The sequence below is a fragment of the Burkholderia cenocepacia genome (genome assembly GCF_900446215.1).
GTDB classification, from domain to species: Bacteria; Pseudomonadota; Gammaproteobacteria; order Burkholderiales; family Burkholderiaceae; genus Burkholderia; species Burkholderia cenocepacia.
Map to the genome: position 1 here is coordinate 194,451 of NZ_UAQZ01000013.1, position 24,963 is coordinate 219,413.

19 protein-coding genes are annotated in these 24,963 nt (G+C 65.4%); 11 read left to right on the forward strand and 8 right to left on the reverse strand.

Annotation, left to right across the window (positions count from 1 at the left end; genetic code table 11):
• Positions 1-55: 55 nt before the first annotated feature.
• From DTA15_RS23465 to DTA15_RS23475, 3 genes are all read right to left on the reverse strand, one after another.
• Positions 56-448, reverse strand: coding sequence for a TraR/DksA family transcriptional regulator (locus DTA15_RS23465; protein ID WP_012493297.1), 393 nt, complete (start codon positions 446-448; stop codon positions 56-58).
• A 384-nt stretch (positions 449-832) separates the two neighbouring features.
• The gene (locus tag DTA15_RS23470; protein WP_034178582.1) at positions 833-2,239 is read right to left on the reverse strand and encodes an undecaprenyl-phosphate glucose phosphotransferase; all 1,407 of its coding nucleotides are present in this window, start codon (positions 2,237-2,239) and stop codon (positions 833-835) included.
• Positions 2,240-2,250: 11 nt separating this feature from the next.
• Positions 2,251-3,033, reverse strand: coding sequence for a Crp/Fnr family transcriptional regulator (locus DTA15_RS23475; protein WP_006494985.1), 783 nt, complete (start codon positions 3,031-3,033; stop codon positions 2,251-2,253).
• A 920-nt stretch (positions 3,034-3,953) separates the two neighbouring features.
• Between DTA15_RS23475 and DTA15_RS23480 the strand changes: the two genes are divergently transcribed.
• The 6 genes from DTA15_RS23480 (at position 3,954) to DTA15_RS23505 (ending at position 10,867) form a co-directional block, all read left to right on the forward strand.
• Positions 3,954-4,736: a Crp/Fnr family transcriptional regulator gene (locus DTA15_RS23480; protein WP_006494986.1), complete on the forward strand. Its 783-nt coding sequence runs from the start codon at positions 3,954-3,956 to the stop codon at positions 4,734-4,736.
• Between the two features lie 180 nt (positions 4,737-4,916).
• Positions 4,917-5,168: an acyl carrier protein gene (locus tag DTA15_RS23485; protein WP_006490451.1), complete on the forward strand. Its 252-nt coding sequence runs from the start codon at positions 4,917-4,919 to the stop codon at positions 5,166-5,168.
• On the forward strand, positions 5,165-6,361 hold the full coding sequence (locus DTA15_RS23490) for an acyl-CoA dehydrogenase family protein (RefSeq protein ID WP_006490448.1): 1,197 nt from the start codon (positions 5,165-5,167) through the stop codon (positions 6,359-6,361). The genes DTA15_RS23485 and DTA15_RS23490 overlap by 4 nt, the downstream gene beginning before the upstream one ends.
• Positions 6,358-7,332, forward strand: coding sequence for an amino acid--[acyl-carrier-protein] ligase (locus DTA15_RS23495; protein WP_006490442.1), 975 nt, complete (start codon positions 6,358-6,360; stop codon positions 7,330-7,332). The genes DTA15_RS23490 and DTA15_RS23495 overlap by 4 nt, the downstream gene beginning before the upstream one ends.
• A complete protein-coding gene (locus tag DTA15_RS23500; protein ID WP_012493295.1) occupies positions 7,329-8,384 on the forward strand; it encodes a DUF1839 family protein in 1,056 nt (351 codons plus the stop codon). The genes DTA15_RS23495 and DTA15_RS23500 overlap by 4 nt, the downstream gene beginning before the upstream one ends.
• Complete coding sequence (locus DTA15_RS23505) at positions 8,381-10,867, forward strand: glycoside hydrolase family 2 protein (protein ID WP_012493294.1); 2,487 nt, start codon at positions 8,381-8,383, stop codon at positions 10,865-10,867. Before DTA15_RS23500 ends, DTA15_RS23505 begins: the two co-directional genes overlap by 4 nt.
• A gap of 54 nt (positions 10,868-10,921) precedes the next feature.
• Here DTA15_RS23505 and DTA15_RS23510 read toward each other — a convergent pair whose 3' ends face one another.
• Entirely contained in the window at positions 10,922-12,313 is a 1,392-nt protein-coding gene (locus tag DTA15_RS23510; RefSeq protein WP_012493293.1) for a sigma-54 dependent transcriptional regulator, read from the reverse strand.
• A gap of 1,320 nt (positions 12,314-13,633) precedes the next feature.
• On the opposite strand from DTA15_RS23510, the gene DTA15_RS23520 reads away from it, so the two are divergent.
• Positions 13,634-14,212, forward strand: coding sequence for a GNAT family protein (locus tag DTA15_RS23520; protein ID WP_012493292.1), 579 nt, complete (start codon positions 13,634-13,636; stop codon positions 14,210-14,212).
• Positions 14,209-15,729 carry a mannose-1-phosphate guanylyltransferase/mannose-6-phosphate isomerase gene (locus DTA15_RS23525; RefSeq protein WP_006490764.1) on the forward strand — a complete coding sequence of 507 codons (1,521 nt, stop codon included), beginning with the start codon at positions 14,209-14,211 and terminating at the stop codon, positions 15,727-15,729. Before DTA15_RS23520 ends, DTA15_RS23525 begins: the two co-directional genes overlap by 4 nt.
• A gap of 94 nt (positions 15,730-15,823) precedes the next feature.
• Here DTA15_RS23525 and DTA15_RS23530 read toward each other — a convergent pair whose 3' ends face one another.
• Positions 15,824-17,068 (reverse strand): right-handed parallel beta-helix repeat-containing protein, encoded by a 1,245-nt coding sequence (locus DTA15_RS23530; protein ID WP_012493291.1) that lies wholly within the window; start codon positions 17,066-17,068, stop codon positions 15,824-15,826.
• A 436-nt stretch (positions 17,069-17,504) separates the two neighbouring features.
• Between DTA15_RS23530 and DTA15_RS38890 the strand changes: the two genes are divergently transcribed.
• Genes DTA15_RS38890 through DTA15_RS23540 form a run of 3 tightly spaced genes read left to right on the forward strand, consistent with a single transcriptional unit; the run spans position 17,505 to position 20,038 of the window.
• Entirely contained in the window at positions 17,505-17,753 is a 249-nt protein-coding gene (locus DTA15_RS38890; RefSeq protein WP_143274668.1) for a hypothetical protein, read from the forward strand.
• 29 nt (positions 17,754-17,782) lie between these two features.
• A complete protein-coding gene (locus DTA15_RS23535) occupies positions 17,783-18,937 on the forward strand; it encodes a glycosyltransferase (RefSeq protein ID WP_012493290.1) in 1,155 nt (384 codons plus the stop codon).
• A gap of 21 nt (positions 18,938-18,958) precedes the next feature.
• The gene (locus tag DTA15_RS23540; RefSeq protein ID WP_006490756.1) at positions 18,959-20,038 is read left to right on the forward strand and encodes a glycosyltransferase family 4 protein; all 1,080 of its coding nucleotides are present in this window, start codon (positions 18,959-18,961) and stop codon (positions 20,036-20,038) included.
• 154 nt (positions 20,039-20,192) lie between these two features.
• On the opposite strand, the gene DTA15_RS23545 is transcribed toward DTA15_RS23540, so the two are convergent.
• The 3 genes from DTA15_RS23545 to DTA15_RS23555 all read right to left on the reverse strand — a co-directional run bounded on the left by DTA15_RS23545 (position 20,193) and on the right by DTA15_RS23555 (position 24,793).
• Positions 20,193-21,446, reverse strand: a complete 1,254-nt coding sequence (locus DTA15_RS23545) for an oligosaccharide flippase family protein (RefSeq protein WP_006490760.1) — start codon at positions 21,444-21,446, stop codon at positions 20,193-20,195.
• 38 nt (positions 21,447-21,484) lie between these two features.
• Positions 21,485-22,675 carry a glycosyltransferase gene (locus DTA15_RS23550; RefSeq protein ID WP_012493289.1) on the reverse strand — a complete coding sequence of 397 codons (1,191 nt, stop codon included), beginning with the start codon at positions 22,673-22,675 and terminating at the stop codon, positions 21,485-21,487.
• A 306-nt stretch (positions 22,676-22,981) separates the two neighbouring features.
• On the reverse strand, positions 22,982-24,793 hold the full coding sequence (locus tag DTA15_RS23555) for an alpha/beta hydrolase family protein (protein ID WP_006490739.1): 1,812 nt from the start codon (positions 24,791-24,793) through the stop codon (positions 22,982-22,984).
• Positions 24,794-24,963 lie beyond the last annotated feature (170 nt).

A 24,963-nucleotide genomic window follows, 5' to 3' on the forward strand; every position in this document is an offset into this window, starting at 1 on the left:
GTTGGTCATCCTGCGCCGGCCGCGCGGCGCGTACCGCGCGGCTGGAGCCGCGGCGTCAGAGCGACGCGCGCGGTGTCGTCGCGTAGCGTCGTTCGTAGATCGATTGGCAATGCGTGCAACGTTCGGCGGTCGGCCGCGCCAGCAGCCGCTCGTAGCCGACCGCGCCGTCGCAGTCGATGCATTCGCCGTAACTGCCGTCACGCATCCGCTGCTGGGCGCGCCCGATCGCGCGCAGTTCGGTCAGCTTCATCCCGATCAACGCATGGTCGACGTCGACGAACAGGTCGGCATTCGCCTCGTCGCCCTCGTCCGGCGCCGCGCCGGCCAGATCCGCATAGGATTCCGACGCGCGCTGGTCTTCGCTCGTGCGGATCTCCGCACGCAGCGCCTGCTCGCTCTCGTTCAGCCGCTGTTTCAGCGTCTGCCGTTGTTGTTGGTCGAGCGACATGGCCGTCTCTCCTGTTCCGGTTCCGCGCGAAGAAAGGCGGCGCGCGGTATCGCGCCGGTGCGCGACGCGCAGGCATGACCTGCGCCGCCGCATCCGGATGATGCGACCGGACGCGCAAAACGCCGGACGCATTCGACGCAGGATAAACCCATTGAACACGCGTGTGTTGACCGGAATCAGCGTGCCGGTCATGCGACGGCGGAGGGACGAAACTGGGGACGGACGCGGAATCGCGACCGAAGGGGCGCGTGGCGAAGCCCCGTCGGCGCAAACGCAGCGCAGCAATTTCCCATGCGGCCACATCGCTTCGTTCCGTGCGCACGAGCCGGCCTCATTCCGTCGATACGGTCGCTCGCGCGGCGCCGCTTCGATGATTCGTCTTCCTTAGAATGCATTGCGCCCGATGAAGCCGCGCACCACCGTCATCAGGATGATCTTGATGTCGAACCAGAAACTCCAGTTCTGCATGTAGAACAGATCGAACTTCACGCGCGCCTCCATCGCCTCGACCTTGCGCGTTTCGCCACGATAGCCGTTCACCTGCGCCCATCCGGTGATGCCGGGCCGCACGCGGTAGCGGTACATGTAGCAATCGATCAGTTGCCGATAGAGGTCGTCGTGTTCGATCGCGTGCGGACGCGGGCCGACCACCGACATCTGCCCGAACAGCACGTTGAAGAACTGCGGCAGCTCGTCGAGCGACGTGCGCCGCAGGAATGCGCCGACACGCGTGATGCGCGAATCGTTGCGCGACGCCTGCCGCACCACGCCCGGCTGCACGCGGTGCACGCGCATCGTCCGGAACTTCAGGATATGGAACTCGCGGCCGTCGACGCCCTTGCGGCGCTGCTTGAACAGCACCGGCCCCGGCGACGACAGCTTGACCGCGATCGCCACCATCGTCAGCAGCGGCAGCAACGGAATCAGCACGCCGAACGCGAACAGCCGGTCGAACGCGAACTTGGCCCATAGCTCCGGCGCGGCGCGCGGCGTGGTCGCGAGATTGATCGCCGGCATGCCGAGCAGGTCGGTCGCGGAGCGATCGACGACCGCCATCTGCCGCACGTCGGGCAATAGCCGCAACTCGACGAACTCGTCGCGCAATTCGCGCACGATGCGCTGGATCCGCCACTCGTGCGACATCGGCAGCGTGAGCCAGACCTCGTCGATGTCGCCGCCCCGAATCAGGTCGCGCAACGTGGGCCAGTCGTCGATCACCGGCACGCCGCCGATGCCGCCCGCGGCGGTCTGCGCATCGTCGTCGAATACGCACGCGGCCACGAACGGGCCATTCGGCGCGCGCTGCATCCGCTCGATCGCCACCCGCCCGTAGCCGGTTGCGCCGACGACGGCGACGCGACGTTGCCGCCCCCGCGGATCGCCGCGCGTCAGCGCGAACGCCAGCAACGCCGCGCGGCCGAGCAGCAGCGCCGCGTCACCGGCGAGCACCGTGCGCACGATCCAGCGGGTCGTGACGGTGCCGCCGCGATTCATGATCCACATCGTGCCGGCCACCGTCAGCACGCTCGCGCACACCACCGCCACCAGCGTGTGCGTCAGCGGGTGCGCGCCGCCCTGCACCGCGACGCCGCCGCGCACGGTGCGCAGGTAGCGCGGCAGCAGCGCCACCGTCAGCACGCACAGCAGCGCGATCGCGCCGCGCTGCGCGTCGGACAGCGCATGCCAGCCGAGACCCGACGCAGCCAGCGCGACGAGCGCGCCGGCCAGCACGAGCACGACGTCGGCCGCCGCGATCGCGGCGCGCCGCATCGCATTCGTTCCACCGGACATCGACTGCATCGTCACGCACCGTGCGCCGGGAAACCGCAACGCCCTTCCGGCATGCGCGGGCGAACCGTCGCCGGCCTCGTATTCCCGCGCGTGCCGAGCAGCCGGCGATAGTCCGCGCGAATCAGGTCGTAGCATTCGCACGCGTGATGTTCGAGGCCATCGCGGTCGAGCACCGTGATGCGGCCGCGGCGCTGCCGGATCAGGCCGGCTTCCTGCAGGTTCCCGGCCGCTTCCGTCACGCCTTCGCGCCGCACGCCGAGCATGTTCGCGATCGTCTGCTGGGTGACGGTCAGCTCGTCGCCGTCGATCCGGTCGTGCGCGAGCAGCAGCCAGCGGCTGAGTTGCTCGCTGACCGAATGGTGCCGATTGCACAGTGCGCTGCGCGAGATCTGCGCCATCGTCGCCTGGCAGGTGTTGAGCAGCAGCCGATAGGTCTGCGGCGACCGCTCGAACTCGGCGCGCATCACGCAACTCGGCACGCGATACGCCATCCCGCCGATCCGCACCTCGACCCGACTCGACGCGGCGACGCCGCCGACCAGCGTGCCCAACCCGACCACGCCCTCGCGGCCGACCACCGCCACCTCGACCATCGCGCCGTCTTCCATCAGGTGCTGGACCGACATCATCGCCGTCGTCGGAAAGTGCAGATGACGCATCGGCTCGCCGACCCGGTCGAGCATCCCGGCCTTGATCCTGACCAGTTCGAGATGCGGTGCGATGGTGCGGATGCTGTCCTCCGGGAGGGCAGCAAGGATGGCATTCGCCGAGTAGCTCGAGTGAAGATGAAGCATGTCTGTATCCCTTTTATTGTCCGCGCCGCCTGCAGCCGCGTGCACGGAACTCGTTATCGCGATGCGCGCCCGGACATTGACAGCGGTTGCGGCCCACAACCCTGAATCCGACTGACCATCGGCTTGTCATCGCCGGATTGAGTCGACTGTCCCGTTTCGACACGCCAGCCCGAATAAGCGATTTACGTGCCAATAGCCGTCCATCCTTAATATATGAATCACGTCCGATTTAGCGCACCCGAATAACCGTCCCCAAAATCAAAAAAACGTCTCATTTCCGGACACTCCTCCACGCAACGGACACAGCGCACATTCGACTGATCAATTCCCGTGCATCGGCCGCGGGCGATCGGAGGACGGCCGCGACGCTTACCGTTCAAATACTTACAGCCGATTTTCAATTGTTTCCGTGATGTGCAGCGCAGCATTTGCCGACGCGACCACACCTCACACGCTTGTTTCAAACTGTCTCAAATTTGAATCGGGACACTAATTCGAGGCTCTGTCCGCTACCGCACACATCATGCTCAAGCCATTGATCCCAATGAAAAATCAGGCGCTCCCCGTTTATTTGTCAAATAATGTTCAATGTCGCGGGAGCCTTTCGTTGTACGATACGCCACGTCGTTCGATTGATTCCGGTTCGACATCGAATGACAGGAAAGCGCACCAATCCATTTCCGGACAATTAATCGCTTGAAAATGAATCATTAAATCGGCATAACGTTTGCACTGAACCGCAATCGTCAAACTTTGTGAAATGACGTAATGCGAAATTGCCCGAATTCGATTGCGTGCTAGCCTTTTTCGCCAGTATCGTCATTCCGCTTTCGATCAACACAAGTCCGCACGATCGTGCGAAATCCCCGTTGCGGGATTCGCCGCGACGACGCGCGACCGCCACCCTGCGAGGATGCGCCGTGACTCACCAGGCCCCCGACGCCGTCGCGTATGCGAACGGCATGATCGAGCTTTCCCACAGCTTCGACGCCAACCGGTTTCTCGCGGCCATCGACCGCGACGAACTCGCCACGCTGACGCCCCACCTTCAACTCGTTCACCTGAAATCCGGGCAAGTGCTGTGCGAACCCGGCGAAATGCTCACGGCCGTCTACCTGCCGGTCACGACCGCGATTTCGCTGCAGTACGTGTCGTCCGGCGGCATGACGCTGGAAGTCGCGGAGATCGGCAGCGAAAGCGTGGTCTGCGACGACGTGATCGGCGGCAGCGGCCGGATGCCGTGTCGTGCGCTCGCGTGCCGCGACGGCTTCGTCTACCGGCTCGACCGGCGCGTCTTCGCCGCCGCGTTCGACGCGTCGCCGGTGATTCGCCATCTCGTGTTCGTCTGCGTGCGGCTGCTGATGGCGCAGGTGTCGCAGATCACGTTCTGCAGCCGTCACCACGTGCTCAAACATCAGTTATGCAGATGGTTCCTGCTCGCGTTCGATCGCACGCGCAGCATCGAGATCCAGGTGACGCACAGCATGCTCGCGCAAATGCTCGGCGTGCGGCGGGAGACGGTCACGGACGCCGCCGGCGAAATCCAGAAACTCGGCCTGATCCGGCAATACCGCAGCTCGATCGAGCTCGCGGACCTCGACGGCCTCGAAAAAATGTCGTGCGGCTGCCGCGCGATCGTGCGCGACGAGATGAAGCGCATCCTGTCGGCCGACTCGGGCGTGCCGGCCGCGTCGCGCACGTGATCAACGTGCCGGACCGGGACGGCGCGACGGCGCCGCCCGCGTGCAGGGTCAGCTGTTTGTAGGGTGGCGAACAGAACGCCGTGTCTGCCAATGGTCTACTGATGCCGGACTGCCGGGGGGATGTCAGCGCTTGTCGCGCGTCTGCCCGAGCGGACGACACCACGCACGCCGGAGCAGCACGTGAAAAACGAAATCAGAACCATCCTGAAGCACGTCGCCCATCTCGAAGCCGCGATCGATTCGATCGGTGACGGGGACGACCTCTACGAAGCGGGCCTCTCCTCGCTCGATACGATCCAGCTGATGCTCGCGATCGAAAAGCAGTTCAACATCGAGATTCCCGACGAGATGCTGAACCGCAACCTGTTCCGCAGCATCGACGCACTCGCGGACACGATCGCCACGCTGCAACGCACCGAGCATTCCGCATGAGCGCGCTGCTACCCGAACTCGCGCCCGACAGCGATTCGCATCGGCTCGACGAGGCCGCGCATGCGGTCGCACAGATCGCCGCCCAGCATGCCGATGCGGTCGATCGCGACGCGCGCTGCCCGGTCGAGGCGATCGAGGCGATGCGCGCGCGCCGCCTGCTCGGCGCGATGGTGCCGACCCATCTCGGCGGCGCTGGCGCGTCGCTGGAAGGCATCGCGTCGGCCTGCTCGATCCTCGGCCAGGCCTGTGCATCGTCGGCGATGGTGTTCGCGATGCACCAGATCCAGGTCGCCTGCATCGTCAATCACGCCGCCGACCAGGGCTGGCACAAGCTGTTCCTGCAACAGCTCGTGCGTCACCAGTGGCTGCTCGCCTCGGCCACGTCGGAAGACGGCGTCGGCGGCAACCTGCGCGCGAGCCAGTGCGCCCTCGAAACCGACGGCGGCGGGTTCCGGCTGCACAAATCCGCGCCGACGATCTCGTACGGCGACTATGCCGACGGCATTCTCGCGACCGCGCGACGCGATGCGGACGCGCCGGCTTCCGAGCAGGTGCTCGTCACGCTGCTGCGCGACGGCTATACGCTCACGCGCCGCGGCGAATGGGACACGCTCGGCATGCGCGGCACCTGCAGCAACGGCTTCGTGCTCGACGCGCAAGGCGCCGCCGTGCAATGCCTGCCGGTGCCGTTCGCGAAGATCGCCGAAGAAACGATGGTGCCGGTCTCGCACATCCTGTGGGCCGCGGTGTGGATCGGCGTCGCCGGCGACGCGTTCCATCGCGCGCACCAGTTTTTCCGCGCGCAGGCGCGCCAGACCGACGGCGCACCGTCGCCCGCCGCGCGGCGCATCGCCGAATCGCTCGCGCTGATGCAGGCGATGCAGGCCCGCGTCGACAACGTGCTGCGCCTCCACGCGAACGCGTCGGCCCGCTCGTGGTCGGCCGGCATGGCCTGGGCCGCCGAGATCAATACGCTGAAGACCTACGTGTCGGCAACCGCGCTCGAAGTCGCGCACCAGGCGATGATGATCTGCGGGATGGCCGGCTACAAGCAAGGCACGCCGTTCAGCATCGGCCGCCACATTCGCGACCTGCACGCGGCGCCGCTGATGATCAGCAACGACCGCATTGCCGCCAACACTGCGAGCCTGTTGCTCGCGCTGCGTCCTGCGACGCTGGAGAAACATACGTGAACGATCGCCTCGCCGTGCCCTCCGCCGCCTCCGCTCCCGCCGACGCACCGCTCGACCGCGCGGGCGTCAATCCGCTGCGCGACGCGCTGATCGACGCGGGCCTGCTGGTCTCGACCGGCATCCAGGGCCTGTTCGGTCGCAGCGAACGATTCGAGCGCGTGGTCGAGGCGCTCGACGCGTTCGTCACGCGCGTCGGCGCCGACCAGCAGGCCGAAGTGCTGCGCTTCCCGCCGGCGATGAGCCGCACCGAGTTCGAGCGCAGCGAATACATGAAGAGCTTCCCGCAACTGGCGGGCAGCGTGCATGCGTTCTGCGGCGACGAGCGCCAGCATCAGCGCGTGCTGCAATGCCTCGATCGCGGCGACGACTGGACCGAAAGCCAGAAGCCGACCTACGTCGTGATGACACCGGCCGCGTGCTACCCCGTGTATCCCGTCGTCGCCCGCGCGGGCGCGCTGCCCGCCGACGGCCGGATCGTCGACGTGTTCTCGTACTGCTTCCGTCACGAACCGTCGCTCGACCCGACCCGCATGCAGTTGTTCCGGATGCGCGAATACGTGCGGATCGGCACGCCCGAGCAGATCGTCTCGTTCCGCGAGACGTGGATCGAGCGCGGCACGCGGATGATCGAAGCGCTACGCCTGCCGAATGCGATCGATCTCGCGAACGACCCGTTCTTCGGGCGCGGCGGCAAGATCGTCGCGAACAGCCAGCGCGAGCAGAACCTGAAATTCGAGCTGCTGATCCCGATCGAGCACGACGACCGCCAGACCGCGTGCCTGAGCTTCAACTACCACATGGACCACTTCGGGCTGCTGTGGGACATCCGCACCGCGACGGGCGACGTCGCGCACACGGGCTGCGTCGGCTTCGGCCTCGAGCGGCTCACGCTCGCGCTGTTCCGCCACCATGGCTTCGACATCGACGCATGGCCGCGCGAGGTTCGCGACGTGCTGTGGGGTACGCGATGAGGTTCGTTTCCCGCGACGGCGAAGACGCGTCGTTCGAGGACGTGCGCCACCGCGCGCGCCACTACCGGCCGCACCCGCTGCACAGTCAGGAGATGGTCTGGAAGCAGACCAACTGCTATGTCGACATGTGGCTCGAGGTGCTCCGGTGGTGGGGCCTCAATCCGTACGCGGCGCTGCCGTTCACGATCGCGCTCGACTTCGAGGGCGATCAGTTCACGTTCTTCAAGTTTCCGCACGACGAACTGGAGCGGCTCTACGGGATCGTCGTGCAGGAACATTCGATCTACGAGCCGCTCGACCAGCACATCGAGACGCAGGTCGCGCGCGGCCATCTGATGATCGTCGAGGTCGATGCGTGGTTCCTGCCCGATACGCGCGGCAGCAGCTACCGCGCGCAGCACACGAAGACGACGATCGGCATCGACGCGATCGACCGCGAGAAGCAGCAGATCGGCTACTTCCACAACAGCGGCTATTACGTCGCCGAGGATTTCGATTACAACGGGCTCGTCGGCGGCAGTTCGCCGATGACGCTGCCGCCGTACGTCGAATGCGCGAAGCGGCGCTTTGCGCCGCTCGACGAACGCGCGCTCTGCGAAGCGTCGCTGGCCGCGTTGCAGCGTCACCTGCGGCGCCTGCCGGTCGTCGATCCGATCGCGGCATTCCGCCGGCAGTTGCAGGCCGACGCGCCCATCCTCGCGGAAGCGCCGCTCGAGCATTTCCATGCGTACTCGTTCAATTCGGTGCGGCAGCTCGGCGCGAATTTCGAACTGTTCGGCCACTATGCCCGCTGGCTGCAGGCAAGCGGCTGCACCGGGCCGTTCGCCGAGATCCGCGCCGCGTGCGATCGCATCGCGTCGGAAGCGATGGTGCTCGAATTCCGGCTCGCACGCGCGTGCGCGCGCGGCAAGGAAGAGCGCGGCGATTCGACGCTCGAGGCGATCGAGGCCGCGTACACCGACCTCGTCGCGTGCGCGCGGCAGATCGGTGCGCCGCTGCGGCACGTGACACCCGTGCGCTACGACACGGCACCCGTGTCGGTCATGCGGTGACGCGCGCGCGCGCCCTGCCCGCGTGGTCGCTGCTGGCGACGGCCGCCGGCGCCGTGCGCGACCCGCGCGACCTCCCGGACGACCACGGCGGCTGGATCGCCGCGCCGGTGCCCGGCACGGTCGCGCAGGCGCTCGCGTTGGCTGGCCGGCTCGACGAAGCCGCGTCGCTCGACGAGCGCGACCACTGGTACCGGCTCGAGCTGCGCGGGCGCGGGCCGCGCATCCTGCGCTTTCACGGCCTCGCGACGCTCGCGCAGGCCTGGCTCGACGACACGCCGATCCACCACTCGGACAGCATGTTCGTCGCGCACGACGTACCGGTGTCGCTCGACGGCACGCACCGGCTGACCGTGTGTTTCCGTGCGCTCGCGCCGCACCTGCGCGACGCGCGCGCGCCGCGCCGTGCGCGCTGGCGCACGCGGCTCGCGGAACCGGCCGCGCTGCGCACGATCCGCACGTCGCTGTTCGGGCACATGCCGGGCTGGTTTCCGCCGTATGTCCCGACCGGCCCGTGGCGGCCCGTCGACGTGCTCGATCCGGCCGACGGGCCCGTTCCGAGCGATTGCAAACTGCATGCACGCGTCGACGGCGACACAGGCTGGCTCGACGCGGAACTGACGTTCGCCGCACCGCTACCCGAACCGCTCGTCGCGCGGCTGTCGTGCGGCGACCATCACGCGACGCTCGAACGCGCCGGCGCCGGCCAGTTGCGCGCGAGCGTCGCGATACCGAACGTGCGTCGCTGGTGGCCGCATACGCACGGCGAACCGGCGCTCTACGAGATCACGCTGCATATCGGCGACGCGCGCCTGCCGCTCGGCTCGACGGGGTTCCGCACGATCGAGATCGATTCCGGCGCAGACGGCAAGGGGTTCGGGCTGCGCATCAACGGCGTGCCCGTATTCGCGCGCGGCGCATGCTGGAGCAGCGCCGCGCCGCTCGCGCTGCACGCGGACGACGCGACCTACGGCCGCCTGCTCGGGCTCGCGCGCGACGCCGGTTTCAACATGATCCGCGTCGGCGGCACGATGACCTACGAGGCCGACGCGTTCCACGCCTGGTGCGACCGGCTCGGACTGCTGGTCTGGCAGGAATTCGGCTTCGCGAACTTCGATTACGCGCTCGACGATCCCGCGTTCGCGGCCAACGTCGATCGCGAAGCGAGCCAGTTGCTGTTGCGTCACGGCGCGTCGCCGTCGCTGGCCGTGCTGTGCGGCGGCAGCGAGATCGCGCAACAGGCCGCGATGTCCGGGCTCGGGCCGAAGCAGCGCTTCCTCGAGCTGACGGCCTACCGGCTGGCCGGCCACGCGGCCGCGCACCGCCCCGATGTTCCGTACGTGCCCGATTCGCCCGACGGCGGCGTGCTGCCGTTCACGCCGCGCGAACGCGTGTCGCACTACTACGGCGTCGGCGCGTACCTGCGTCCGCTCGACGATGCGCGCCGCGCGGACGTGCGCTTTGCGAGCGAATGCCTCGCGTTCGCGAACGTGCCGTGCGATGCGACGCTCGCCGAACTCGGCTGGCCGGGCGTGCACGAGCCGCGCTGGAAGGCGGCCGTGCCGCGCGACCCCGGCACGTCGTGGGATTTCGAAGATATCCGCGACCACTATCTGCAGACGCTGTACGACGTCGCGCCGGACCGGCTGCGGCGCGAGGACCCGGCACGCTATTTCGAGCTGTCGCGTGCGGTGATCGCTGACGTGATGCGCGAGACCTTTTCCGAATGGCGACGCAGCGGCTCGCGTTGCGCCGGCGCGCTCGTGTGGCAGTTCCAGGACGTGATGCCCGGCGCCGGATGGGGCGTGATCGACGCCGCGCACCGGCCGAAATCGGCCTGGTATGCGCTGCGCCAGGTGCTGCAGCCGATCCAGGTACTGCTGGTCGACGAAGGCCTGAACGGGCTCGACGTGCATGTCGTCAACGAACGCCCGGCGCCGCTGTCGGCGGCGGTCGAACTGGTCGCGCTGCGCGACGGCCGCACGCCGGTCGCACGGGCCGGCGGCCCGGTGCGGATCGCCGCGCACGACACCGTGCGGCTCGGCTCGGCCGAGCTGCTCGGCCGCTTCTTCGACTGGACCTACGCGTACCGCTTCGGCCCATGCGAACACGATACGGTCGTTGCAACGCTGCGCGCCGACGACGGCACGCTGCTGTCGCAGGCGTTCCATTTTCCGTCCCGCACGCATCCGGCCGTGCTGGCGCGCCGCGAACCCGGGATCGAGGCATGCGTGTCACGCACCGGCGAGACCTGGCACGTCGACATCGATACGCGGCACGTCGCACGCCACGTGCAGATCGACGCGCCGGGTTTCATGCCGAGCGACGACTGGTTCCATCTCGCGCCGGGCACGCCGGCGCGCATCGCGCTCGTTCCGTTGCAAACCGACGGGAAGCCCGCGACGGCTGGCGACAGCGCGCCACCGACGGTAGACATCCGCGCGGTGAACGCCGCGCGCGCGGTGCGGGCCACGCAGGCCGGGTGACGCGACGCTCGCGGCCGCCGCGAGCGTCGTGCCGCTCCGTGTCAGTGCCGCGCCTCAGTCGGACGAGCCGGTGCCGCGCGGTCGCTCGATACCGTACGCCTCCATCCAGCGATACAGCGTCGCGCGCGACACGCCGAGTTCGCGCGCCGAAGCGGCGACGCGCCCACGCGTGCGCAGCAACGCGGTTTCTATCGCCTCGCGCTCGATCGACTTGCGGATGTCGGCCACCGACGGCGACGCCGCGTCGAGACAGTATTCGAGCTCGAGATCCTGCGCGGTGATCAGGCGCCCTTCCGTCATCACGACCGCCCGGCGCACGCGGTTGATCAGCTCGCGGACATTGCCCGGCCAGTCGTGCTTGTAGAGCGCCGTGATCGCATCCGTCGAAAACCCGCGCACGCGATGGCGCGCATCGCCGCGAAAGCGTTCGAGCATGTGGTGCGCGAGCAGTTCGATGTCCTTGCCGCGTGCCCGCAGCGGCGGCTGGTCGATGCGCATCACGCACAGACGGTGGAACAGGTCGGCGCGAAAACGCCCTTCCTCCATCGCATCGCGCAGGTCGACGTGCGTCGCCGACACGATCCGGACGTCGACCGGCACCGGGTCGCTGCCGCCAAGACGGTGAATCGAACGCTCCTGCAGAAACCGCAGCAGGCTCGCCTGGCTTTCGTGCGGCAGGTCGCCGATCTCGTCGAGCAGCAGCGTGCCGCCGTTCGCGGCTTCGACGTAGCCGATCTTGCGCGCGTTCGCGCCGGTAAACGCGCCACGCTCGTAGCCGAACAGTTCCGATTGCAGCAGGTGCGGCGGAATCGCACCGCAGTTGACCGCGACGAACGGGCCGTTGCGCCGCTCCGAATGGCGGTGGATCGCCAGCGCCGTGAGTTCCTTGCCGGTTCCCGTTTCGCCGAACACGAACACCGGTGCGTCGGTGCGCGCGAAACGCCGCACCGTATCGAACAGCCGCAGCATCGCGCTGCAGGTGCCCACGATGCCCTTTTCCTCCGATTCGAGCTGTTCGCGATCGCGCGCGAACAGGCATTCCATGCCGTAGGCATGGCCGACCGTATCGGCGATCCGCTGATGCGACGCCGGTAATGTCACGTAATCGAAACAGTAGTCGCGCAACAGCGCCCGCACGTTCGGCGACGCGGTCTGGCCGACATCCACGAGCGCCACCCAGACGACGTCGCGCATCGACGCGCAGGTCGACGCGATGCTGCCGATCGCATCGGCGTGGCCGCCGCTCAGATCGAGAATGCCGCACGTAATTTCGCCGGACGTGTCGCGCAGCTCGCTCGCATGGGCGACGACCGACACTTTCCAGTCGCGGCGCGACAATTCCTTTCGCAGCATCACGGACGGCGATTGCGTCCAGTAAATCAGCGGACGCTGCCCGTTACCGCTCCCCGCGCCGGCGCTCTTATCGCGCGTTATTGGCATATTCATAACGAACCATCACTTTCTGCACTCCGCGAACCGTTCGCGTGCGCTGCGGCCGGCGGCGCATGGCCGCCTTTCCGCGCTGCGTTTCCGCAGCTTTGGCGAAGATCGAAACTGCACACGGCGAGAACCCCCGGAGGTCGAGCCGGATGTCATCCGGCCTCGTTGTCATCGAACTCGAACGGAATGCGCGGCTGCGGGAGCCACAACATTCCGGCTTTGAAGCGACCCGCCGTCAGGCGGGGCACGTCGGCAAACGGAAATTCCGTCCGCATGTGCGTCGCGTCGTACACGACAGTCGCGCCCGATGCTGAACCGGAGGGCCGCCAAACCGCGCCCGGATTGACCGCCCCATTTCATCCGCACCTGAATTTACACCCCGTTTCGAGATGACCTTGTTACCAAAAGATAAACCTGAATCAGTCGGTTACGCTGCCCGTGGCCGCGCGCTCCGCGCGTTTGACCACTGAGATTTGATTATCTCTGACCATTCCCGTCAATCAGTGGCAAATACTACTTTTCTGCAAGATTGATTCCGTCGATTGCCCGCGATTTCCATCGAAATCTCCCCAAAACCGCAGTACCGTGCTTCCCGGATCGCATAATCGCGCGCACCGCCGGGTAGCCGCTCCGCCTTCCGGCCGCGCACGGACCGCCCGGCCGTTACACGTCGTAATCAGCGGCGTCGCGTCGCGCCGGCGCTTTTAGGCGAATTCCCGCCGATCGGCGTGAACGCCGCGCGCCGGCACACACGTCGTGCGGTGCAGCATGATGGCCATCCTTTCTCGCCAGACCGGATGACCCGCGCGGTTCGAACGGAAGCAGACGCACCGCAGATCGCGACAGCCATACATGCGCGCAACCGGCAGCATACCGCCGGCCGGACGTGTGCACCGCGCAGGTGCGCACGATTCCAAATGAAACGCCGCGAGGCCTCATGAACCGGCCTGCGCGAGGCAATCGACGACGAACCGGTGCCCGGCGCCGTCATGCACGAGCGCCCATCGTGAACTCGCAATCGTCGGTCCCGCGCCCGGCGCCCAGTTCGTGCGCGATGTCCTCCGGCCGCACTTCGCTGCACGCCGCCACGATGAATCAATTATGAAAAGGCACCGGCCCCGACGGTGTGTGCTACCGCACATTGCGACGCTCGCGCGTCGCGAACATCGCCTCGTATCCCGCGCCCGGCATGCGAATCCGGAGCGTGAGTAGGCTTTCGAACAGACCGCCGGACCGTGCTTCCGGATGATGAAGATCGCCGCGCCGCACGGAACGATCGCGTCCGTGCGGCGCGACGTGCCGAAGGCATCACGCGAGGACAGCATCATGGAATGGCATTGTTGTGAATTCGAACATCTGAGCGCCGTCGATCTCTATGCAATCCTGCGCGCGCGCAACGCCGTGCTGGTGGTCGAGGATGCCCACACGCATCTCGACATCGACGGCAAGGACGCGGGCGCGCTGCACGTCTTCGCGAGCGTGCACGACGGCGACACGACGGAAGTCGCCGCGTACGCGCGCATCCTGCCAGGCGACGACATCGATCCTGACGTCGTGATCGACAAGGTGCTGACGAGCGAAAGCTGCCGCGACGACGACACGCTCGAGCGGCTGATCGGGCGCGCGCTCACCGCCGCGCAGGCCGCATGGCCGGACACCGCGGTGCGCACGCACGTCCCTGCGCCGCGTCAGGCGTTCTACAAACGGTTCGGATTCCGCAAGGCCTACGGCCCGTATCTCGAACAGGGTGCGCCGTTCGTCGGCCTGGTCCGGTCGGCCGACCGCGCCGCCGGCGCGCTGCGTCACCTGCTGTCGCGGGCCGTTTCGGTCTCGCGCAACGACGACTCGCGCGCCGACGGCCGCGCTCACACCCGGCTACCCGCCGATACCGGAGCGAACCGATGACCCGCACCCTTCATCCGGTTCCCGAGCCCGATCTGCCGAGCATCCTGCCGGTGATTCTCGCCGGCGGCTCCGGCACGCGGCTGTGGCCGCTGTCGCGCGAACAGTATCCGAAGCAGCTGATCGAGCTGGTCTCGAACGAATCGCCGCTGTCGGCAACCGCGCGCCGCCTGAACGGCATCGCGAACGCGTCGCTCGGCGATACGCTGCTGCTGGTATGCGGCGAACAGCATCGCTTCATGAGCGCCGAGCAGGTGCACGGTCGCTCGGCGCCCGCCCGCATCCTGCTGGAGCCTGCCGCGCGCAACACCGCGCCCGCGCTGACGCTGGCCGCGTTCGACGCGAGCGCGCTCGCGGACGATCCCGTGCTCGCCGTGATGCCGGCCGACCACGTGATCGTCGATGACGGCGCGTTCCAGGATGCGGTCGCGCGCGCGGCGCGCTACGCGCAGGAAGGCGCGATCGTCACGCTCGGCGTGCTGCCGCGTCGCGCGGAAACGGGCTACGGCTACATCCAGGTCGGCGAGCCGCGCTCCGGCCGCCACGGCAGCCAGGGCGGCTACGCGATCGGGCGTTTCGTCGAAAAACCCGACGCGACGCTCGCCGAGCGTTACCTGCAATCGGGCGACTACTGGTGGAACAGCGGGATCTTCGTCACACGCGCATCGGTCTGGCTGAAGGCGATCGGTGCGCTCGCGCCGGACATCCACGCGGCCTGCGAGACCGCGTGGCGCGCGGGTGTCGCCGACGATCCGTTCTTCCGGATCGATGCGGCGGCCTTCGACGCGTGCCCATCGGATTCGATCGACTATGCGGTGATGGAGCGCCTCGCGGAGCATGGCGAACTCGGCATCGAAGGCATCGTGGTGCCGCTCGCGGCCGGCTGGTCGGACGTCGGCACGTGGGACGCGATCTGGGAAATCATGCCGAAGGACGACGACGGCAACGTCGCGCGCGGCCCGATCGTGTTCGAGGATACGCAGGACAGCCTCGTGCGCTCGGAAGGCCGCCTCATCGCATGCGTCGGGATGAAGGACGTCGTCGTGATCGAGACGGCCGACGCGGTGCTGGTCGCGAACAAGCACGACGTGCAGCGTGTGAAGAACATCGTCGCGCGCCTGAAGACCGACCAGCGACCACAGGCGAGCGAGCATCGCAAGGTGCAGCGGCCGTGGGGCCACTACGATTCGATCGATTTCGGCGAGCGCTTCCAGGTGAAGCGGATCGTGGTCGAACCCGGCAAGCGGCTGTCGTTGCAGATGCACTATCACCGCGCCGAGCACTGGATCGTCGTGCGCGGCACCGCGAAGGTGACGCGCGGCACTGAAACATTCCTGCTCGGCGAGAACGAATCGACGTACATCGCCGTCGGCGAAGTGCATCGACTCGAGAATCCCGGCCGGATTCCGCTCGAAATCATCGAGGTGCAGTCGGGCAACTATCTCGGCGAGGACGATATCGTTCGCTTCGAGGATCAGTATGGGCGGGCGGTCGAGGCACTGCCGGCCCAACAGACATAGCGGACACGACGCGCCGCCCGCGTCGCATGCGAACCCGATAGCGGTCGACGTCGTTCGCGACGCGCGTTCCGCCGTCGACCGGCGGCGCCGGGAATCAACGAGGCTGCCCGACGAGTTCGCGTACGCGCGGGAGCAACGACGTATCCGCACCGACTACGTCAGGCGCGACCGAGCGGGATTGAAGCGTCATCGCACACGGCCCGGATGTCGGGGAGTCGACCACGCAATCGTGCTTCGGGCCAACCCGTACCGGCATGCCGCCGATCCCCGACAGTTGATTGTCTGCGAGCCGGACCCCGGACACGTTCCCCCACAGGCGAATGCCGTCGAAGCGTGCTTGCGATACGCGATTGCCGACCACGGCCACTTGCGTCACCGCGCCGGACCACGTGCTGACCTCTATCGCGCCCTGCTGCGTGAGCGGGCGGGGATCGGTCCGGCCGGTCGCCGTCTGGATGTTCGCAATCACATTATTCTCAATCCGGACACCGGACGCGCCGTAGGTTTGGAAGCTGTCCTCCTGTGCGACGAGAATCCCCGCGCTCACCTGTACGTTGCGTACGATGTTGTTCGAGATCGTCACGTCCGCGCCACCGACCACCGTAATTCCGCGCCCCCACGTGTTGCCTTCGAGCGAGTTACGCGTGATCAGCACGTTGCGGCTCAGCACCCCGTCGCCGCGGTAGCTCACCACGGCAATCATGTCGTCACCGGTGTCACGCACGACATTGCCTTGAACCAGCACGTCGCGCGCACCATGCGTCATGTGAATGCCGTCGGCAAGCGTCGACAGTACCTCGTTTCCGACGATCGCGACGTCCGAGCCGCCAAACACGAAAATGCCGGCGCTGGCACCGCCTTCGACGACGTTGTCGAGCACCTGCACGTCGTGCCCCGTGACCTCGACCTTGGTCGACTCCCGCGACGCGAGACGCGTCGTGCCGGTGCCCTTGAGCCGGAATCCGACCAGCGTCGTACCGTCGCCCCGCATCTCGATCGTCTGGTCACCCGGCCTGGTCGCCGTCAGCGTCGCGCCGTACCCCGACAACACGACATGCGGCCGCCGCACGATCAACGAACGGCCGACCACATACCGCCCAGGCGCGAACACCAGTCGCTGCCCGGGACGCAAGCCGTCCAGCACGCGTTGCAGCTCATCCGCCTGATCGGCCGAGCCGGAAGCGGGATAAACGTACGCATCCGGCACCTCCTCATGCCGTGTACCTGCTGTGGACACGCCGGGCGCCGCCACGGCGCACCCAGGCCACCACAACCCACCAGCCATGAACATGCCGGCGATCACGGCGCATACGCGAGACAGGCATCGTGAAGCACGCATAGTGAATCCGTTCCCTCGAACAATCTGGCGCACGGCGCTGGCACGCGCGCTCGAACAACCGCTTTCGCGGTAGACATGATTCATGCCGGCTGCCTGGACATCGATCGCTCCCGGCGATGGCAACCGGCTGTATTCCGGCCAACCGTCGAGCGCCGCGCAGACCGGCGACTCCGTTGAAACGAACGGAACGGCGCCTTCCATTGGACCATTCGATCCGGGCGGCCCTCGGTGCGTCAGCACACCAAGATATCCGGCACCAGCTCGACGTGGTGCGGCGCCATTCCACGAAGCGTTACGCGTACATCGCGCGAATACCCGCACGACAAATCGCTCGACGAATGTCGTCAGACAGCAGCCGCGATCGACTAATCCCTCCGTCGGTAAGCCATCGCACCCAGCGCGTCGCGCATGCGCTGCACAATGACTCAAGCACCGGATGTACGTCACGGCAGGTACTTTCGGTCGCGTGATCTCGCGTGGCTGTGGCCCGATCTCAACCTGCGTCGACGCCACCTGCGGCGCCAGTGGATCACGCACCTTTGGCCCCGGCGCGACGGATTCAATGTTCTCGATCTTCATGGATTCACAAATTAGGAATCCATATCTCATCGGCATGGCATTGCATCTGCGCAACCGTCGGCAATTTGACAATCCGCCGTCCAACCACTTTCACGACGAGCGATGAAAAACGCGATCGAACCGACAGGCCGAAAGATGACCACAAAAAAGATCGTTCATATCGCCGAGGCGTTCGGTGGCGGCGTGCTGTCGATGTTGACCCAGCTTGCCAACCATGCCGCGGCGGCCGGCATCGACGTAACGGTACTGCACTCGATTCGACCGGAAACACCGGCCGATTTCTCGACGCTGTTTCGGCCTGACGTGAAGCTGATCCACGTCGACATGACTCGCGAGGTCAGCATCCGGCAGGATCTGCTGAGCGTACGCGCGCTGGTCAGGATTCTTCGCGACTGCAGACCGGCCGCGATTCATCTGCATTCGTCGAAGGCCGGTGTGCTGGGGCGTCTCGCTTCGAGGATTGCCGCCCCCGATGCCAGGGTCCTCTATTCGCCTCACGGGCTTTCGTTCCTGCGCTTCGACATTTCGCGCATGCGGCAAAGCGCCTATCTGAACTTCGAACGCATCGCCGCGCATATCGGCGGCACCATTGTCGCTTGCTCGGGCAGCGAACTCGGCGAGATCAAGGAAAAGGTCCGCGCCAAATCGGCCGTCCTCGTGGAAAACGGTGTCGATGTTGCCGAGATCCTGCCCCGCCGAACACGAGACGATGGCAAAACCGTGATCGGAATGAGCGGTCGGGCATCGTTTCAGAAGAACCATCATGCATTCGTCGAACTCGCCGCCAAACTGCGGCGCGCCGACGTCGACTTCCTCTGGATCGGCGGCGACGCCAACGAGATTCCGGATCCGCGCCAGGGCAAGGCCGTCATCTGCAGCGGCTGGGTGACTCGCGCGCACGCGCTGGCACTCACGTCGGGACTGGACATCTATGTCCAGACCTCTCGCTGGGAAGGCATGCCGGTCGCATTGATCGAGGCCCAGGTTGCTGGCATCCCGGCCGTGGTGACGGACGTCGTCGGCAATCGCGATGTGGTGGTTCACGGCGTGACCGGATATGTCGCGTCAAGCGTCGACGAGATGGCCGCGTATCTGACCAAGCTGCGCGACGACCGGCAACTTCGCGAAAAAATGGGTACCGCGGCCCGAACGCGGGCGGTTCAAAGGTTTTCGATGAACACGGTCTTCCGGCAGTGGCACGCCTTGTACGGTCTGGATACCGTCGAGTCTCACGCCGGTACTCGCGGTTTCGAACCGGTTGCCCTGGATCACATCAAGGCCCGATTCTGAATTCGATATGCAATGATGGACATGACCGCTTTCAAAAAACCGAAACAGCTCCTTTACAACGGTCGATTTACGACACAGAAGACGACCGGAGTGCAACGAGTGGCGCGCGAGCTGATCGCCGCGCTCATCAAGTTTCAGCCGCAAGACCCGGTGACCCTCCTTATGCCTCCCCAGCCTGGCGTCGAGGTGAATGGAGCGCGGACCGTCAAGGTCGGCATTCACAAAGGCGTCGTCTGGGAGCAACTGGTCCTGCCGTTTTTCGCCCGCTCCGGGCGCCTCGTCAATCTCGGCAATTCGGCGTCCATTTTCATCCGCAACCAGATCATCTACATGCATGATGCGGCGGTATTCGACACGCCTGCACATTTTTCGCGGTCGTTTCGGATGTGGTACCGGATCATGTTCTGGATCCTGGCGAGAACCTCCGCTTGCGTGCTGACCAATTCCCGTTTTTCACGGGATCGCCTCGCGTACCACTGCGGTATCTCCACCGAGAAAATCAGCGTCGTTCCGCTCGGGGCGGATCACCTCGACTCGCTGGAGCCCGACGCGAGCGTGCTCGACGCACATTCGCTGACGCCGAACCGGTTCGTGCTCGCGGTCAGCAGCATGAATCCCACCAAGAACTTCGGCCGGCTCATCGCGGCATTTCGGCAACTCGACGATCCGTCGGTCGATCTCGTCATCGTCGGGATGAGAAACACGACCGTGTTCGGCAACCAGGATCATGTAGCGGCGGCAGAACCGAACATCAAGTACGTCGGCTACATCAGCGACGAGCAACTGAAGGCGCTGTATCAAAATGCGGTTTGCTTCCTGTATCCGTCAATTTACGAAGGTTTCGGTATTCCGCCCCTTGAAGCGATGCGATACGGCTGTCCGACGATCGTCGGAAAAGCCGCGGCGCTACCGGAGGTCTGCTCCGATGCGACGCTGTACTGCGATCCATATTCGCAGGACGACATTGCGGAAAAATTGCGGCGCCTGCTGGATTCCGACGATCTCAGAGCCGAGCTCAAGCGGAAGGGAATCCATCACGCGGAAAAATATTGCTGGAGCAAAAGCGCAAAAATGATGACGGAAATATTCGAAAGGCTGTAGGCGATCGACACAAGCCCGTCGCCATGACCGAGGCCGCGAGCCGCGTCATACCCCGCCGCGCTCGCGCCTGCGGTCGTCGTAATCAAGACACGCACCGTCGCCCTGCCTCGCAATCGTCGTGACGGCAGCGCAACCTGTCGCCTCGCGAACCGCGTTACCTCGATCTCGCCGGCATGTTGATCAGGCCAACCCGTTCGCGGAAAAGCACGTACATGAGTACGACGGCCACCGTCGTTTCGACCATCAAGACGGCAATCGCCGCCCCACGCTCCGCAAACAGCGACGCAAGCGGCGGCAGTATCGTGACGTTCAGCAAGCCGGACGAGATCAGAATGGTGCTGAAGACACGCTTCATGCCCAGCGGCAGCATCGTTTGAACGCCAAAGAGATCGGTCATGCATGCCATGAACGGTACCAGGGCGAGACAACGCAGTACGGCGACTGTCGGCTCGAACGTGGTTCCGTACAGGATCCGGACGGCGAGCGGCGCGAACTCGTAGATCGTTGCCGACATTGCGAGCACGAGCGCGCCCTGCACGACAATCAGCTTGCGCAGGAACGCAAACGCTTCGTCACGTGCGTTATGCATCAGGTAAGTGATATGCGGGTATGTCGTTGCCCTCAGCGGCTGCAGCATGCCGACAGCGGCACGGATCAGCTTGTCGCCGGCGGCAAAATAGCCTGCGGCGACGTGACCGGAAACGATACTCAGCAGGACGGTGTTGGTCGATGCGTAGAACGAGATCGACGTCGACGCGAGGAACACCTGCGTGCCGCCTTTCAACGCTTCGGTAATATCGGCGAACCGCACGCGGACACGCGCGATCTCACGGCAAAAAAACAGGTAAGCAAGCAAGGTAGCTCCGCAGAGCAATGGCACGGCCGCGTTGATGGCGACCGCGTACAGGATATCGTCCGGGGTGCGAATCCAGAGGAAGAAGGCGGCGACGCTGAGTGCGCGATATCCGACCACCGTCATGCTGAACACGCTCAGTTTCTGAATGCCCTGAAAGTACCAGCCTGGCGTGAGCGCGGCGCCGATTGCCATCCCGAATTCGAGCAGCAGCGCCGTGCGCTCGGCCTCGAAGTACGGAATCAATGACGTCATCGCAACGAGTACTGCGAAGCCCGCGACGGTTATCAGCCACTGCGCGCTGATGGTCGTCCAGAAAATGCTCGATCGCTCGACCTTGTCGCGCGCAAGCGCGACACGCGGCGTTGCCGTCAGGTCGAAGCTGTAATTCACCAGATTGATGAAATACGTGGTCACCGCGAGCACGAACGACAGCCGACCGTACTGTTGAGGGCCGAGCACACGGGTCAAGAGCGGCAGCGTGACGAGCGGCACGACGTACGTCGAGATCTGCAACGCAAACAACATGGCGAAGTTTTTTCGAACGGCGGTCATCGTGCTTTCTTGACTGAAAATGGACAGTGCATCGCCTGTCAACAGGCATGCACGCGCGGTGCATGCTGGTCGATGCCGAGTGCAGCATACAGAGACGACGCGTAGCAATCGACCGAGTAACGCGACCAGTCGTAGCGACGTGTGCCGTCGTCGAGGTGGGCGCGTAGCGCGTCGATTGCCCGCGAGAACGCTTCGGGGGTGTTGCGATAGAGGATCTTGTTGCCGATCTCGTCGCCAAACGTCGACAAACTTCCGATGTCGTTCACCAGTACCGGCAGGCCCAGGACCGCGGCCTCGACTATCACGAGGGGGGCGTTTTCCACCCAGATCGACGGAAGCACAAGCGCGTCGTGCGTCGGCAGCTCGGCGAACAGCGCGGCATGGTCGAGACGGCCGGCAAAGCGCAGCCTTCCGTCCTTGACGAGGCCGGCGTGGCATTCCTCGAGACGAGCGCGCTCCGAACCTTCGCCATAAACGGTAAGCGATGCAATCGCTTCACCGGCGGAATCGGCCATCAGCGCGAGAAACGGCGCCAGGCCCTTGTCCTCTTCGATACGACCGACGAACGCCAGATCCAGACGCGCGCGCTGCGCCGGTTTCGGTGCGCGGGGAACCAATGCCGCGTCGATCGGATTCGATAGCAGCGTGGCGCGGGTGCGCCCGAATCGCGCGATCAGGTCGCGCATGAACGGGCTTGGACACAGGATTTCGTCGAACAGGCCGAGCGGGTCGAAAAGCGCATTGACCGTGTGCCAATGCAACTTCTTCACGACGTCGTGGAGAATGCCGTGCGGACTGGCGACAGAGACGAAGCGCCGGACGCCGTGCAGCTGGTCGAGCGACAACGGCTTCGTCTGCCCGCCGGAATAGATCTGCAGGCTCGGATTGTAGAACACGAGATGGTAGTCGTGCGCCGTCATGTACAGGCTACACCCGGAGCGCCGCTTGTAGCGGGCAAGCACGGGCAGGATCGCGCTCGACAGGCGATTGTGATAATTGTGTACGAGAATGCGTTGTGGCCGAAACCGGTCGAGCAGCGCGCCGAGCGCAAGCGCAGTCGCACGCGACCACACACGGGCGCGCCGAATATTTTCGTCCCCGGGCAGCGCATGCTCGTCGAAGGTTTCGACCGACACGTCATTGCGTGCGCGCAGCACGTCGACGGACATTCGGTATACCTCCTCCGCGCCTCCCTTTCGAACGAAGTCGTTGATGACCAACACGCGCATCACGCCGGGCCTCGACGTGCATCAGGCCCGAAGTTCAACGCCCCGTCATCGTCTTCGCGTCGAGACGCGATCTGCGCAATATCACAGACCGCTTGCAAACAGTAAAATTTACGCAATTTCCGGCAGTCGTGGCAAGTTCGTTTCATCTGCATTCCTGAGCGGAGCCACGGCGCTACGTGCGTCTGGCGAGTGGCCCTGTGAAACACTACGTCGCTACGATAACGTACCGGAAACGGCGAATCTGTTCGCATGGTCACTCAGAACCGGTTCACCCTACCTGCCCGGCGGCAACGGTACCGCTGCGACCTAGAGTGTCGATTCGGTGCGCCGCTTGCGTGAATGCGACGCCGTCACACGTTTCGTCTTCTCCGTTGCCGCCAGTTCCGCCGGTGCCCGCCAACCGGCAAGCAGCCCAGTACACCGGTCGATGACATATTGCGCGGCGGCAGTGCCGTACAATGAATGATCGACGGCATCCCGCAGATCGACCGACATGTTCGGCAAACGGGCAAACGCACGCGAAGCGGGACCAAAATGCCGTACCAGCGTATCGACACCGGGATCGAACGTGCCGTAAATCAGATGGGTGCGAATGCCGCGCGCCGACATGTCGCGCAGCAATCCTCGCGGCGTATCCTTGCCCGGGCACCACCCGACCCGTTCCGCGGCACGCATGACCGGCACCCACATGAAATCTGCGACGAAGCGCGTTAATCCGCGCAGAACCGGACGCAGATCACGACCACTGCGCAGCAGGCGACGCCACTTTCCAATACTGCGCAACGATGCCAGATAGCCTCGCATCGAATTCGTCTGATTCTTGATCACGTTCGCGAGCGTCTCTCCGCGAGGCCATACGAAAACCGGGAGATTGATCGCGATCGCGCCGGCAAGCTGCCCGCTCGACGCGGCATGAAGCGACGTGTACGCGCCGGAGCAAATCCCGAATGTGACAACCTTGTGATGCCCGGCCTCTTTCAGCCACTCTGCCGCCGAAACCATGTCGGTGATCACCTGATCCGAATACGGGATGTCCGATTGATCGTCACGCGCATGCGTGCCGCTGTCGCCGATTCCGCTCGCATCGATCCGCAGGCTGCAGATGCCTTGCGCGGCGAGCGACCGGGCCAGCCGGACGGCGAAACGTCCGTCCGCGACGCGCGAATTGGCCGCCGTATTCGTGATCAGGAGCGTTGGCGCGGCGGCCCGCATGATGTCTTCGGTCGGCTCGCACAGCACCCCGACCAGTTGCCGCGGTCCCACGCGAACGATTCGTTCGACGCTCCCTTGTCCCGTGAGTACCACGCCGGGGTCGAGGCATCGCGCGGGCGCGTTGACGGCCGGCTCGGGATCGTCGTCGAACCAGCCCGCAATCGTGTCGAGCAATGCCGCCGGCCACCGCGACCAGTGCGGCTCTCGCATTGCGGCCGCCCAGTCCGCGCATGCATGAACGCTGACCGCGACACCACGTGCCTGCAACGCGTCCGATAGCATCGCACTGTCGCCGTACGGTGCATCGACAAGCAATGCGCGCGCCGGCAACGTGCCCGATTGACGGGCAGCCTGCAACAGATCGATACGCCGGAGCGCGTCGACCAGATCGTCGGGGTACGTGTGTCCGAGTATGTTCAGGGGTTTCTCGTCGCGAACCGCGCCTCGCACGGTCGGCGGGGCGTTGTCGAGCCAATGTTGCGCGACGACGGAGAGCTCGCGGAGGTAGCCGCGACCGCGCACGACGGGCGCAAGCGCGACGAAACGCGTAAGCCCGGGGATGCCGTCCGCGGCGAGAAGCGCCACGGCCGCGCCGGCACGCACCCCGATGAGCGTCAGACGGTCCAGCGCGACGCGCTCTCGCAACGCGTGTACGGCGGATCGAACGCTACCGAGCATCTGGCCGAAGCGACCGGGATCGCTTTCGTCGCCGAGCGAATCGCCACTTGCCGGGTAATGAAAGCGCAGCACAGGAAAGCCGCGCTCCGAAAGATGCTCGGCGAGTGAACGCACGAGTTTGTGAAGCCAGAGTGCTTCGTGACCGAGCGGCTCGCAAATGACGATGCCGTGTGTTCGGGTGCCCTCGTGAAGCCAGCCGACGCATCCATCAAACTGGACAGGTGTCATGGTCTTATCCTTGTTTTAATAAACGCTAGTGAAATCCGTTACAGGGCGTGTTCCCCGTCAATCGCCCGGGACCAACCGATATCCGTTTCATGCCGACTCCAGCATCCCCCGGAAGATATCGGGCGCCGTTTCCCGCTCCCGCGAACCATCCGCGTTTGATCTTTTCCAAC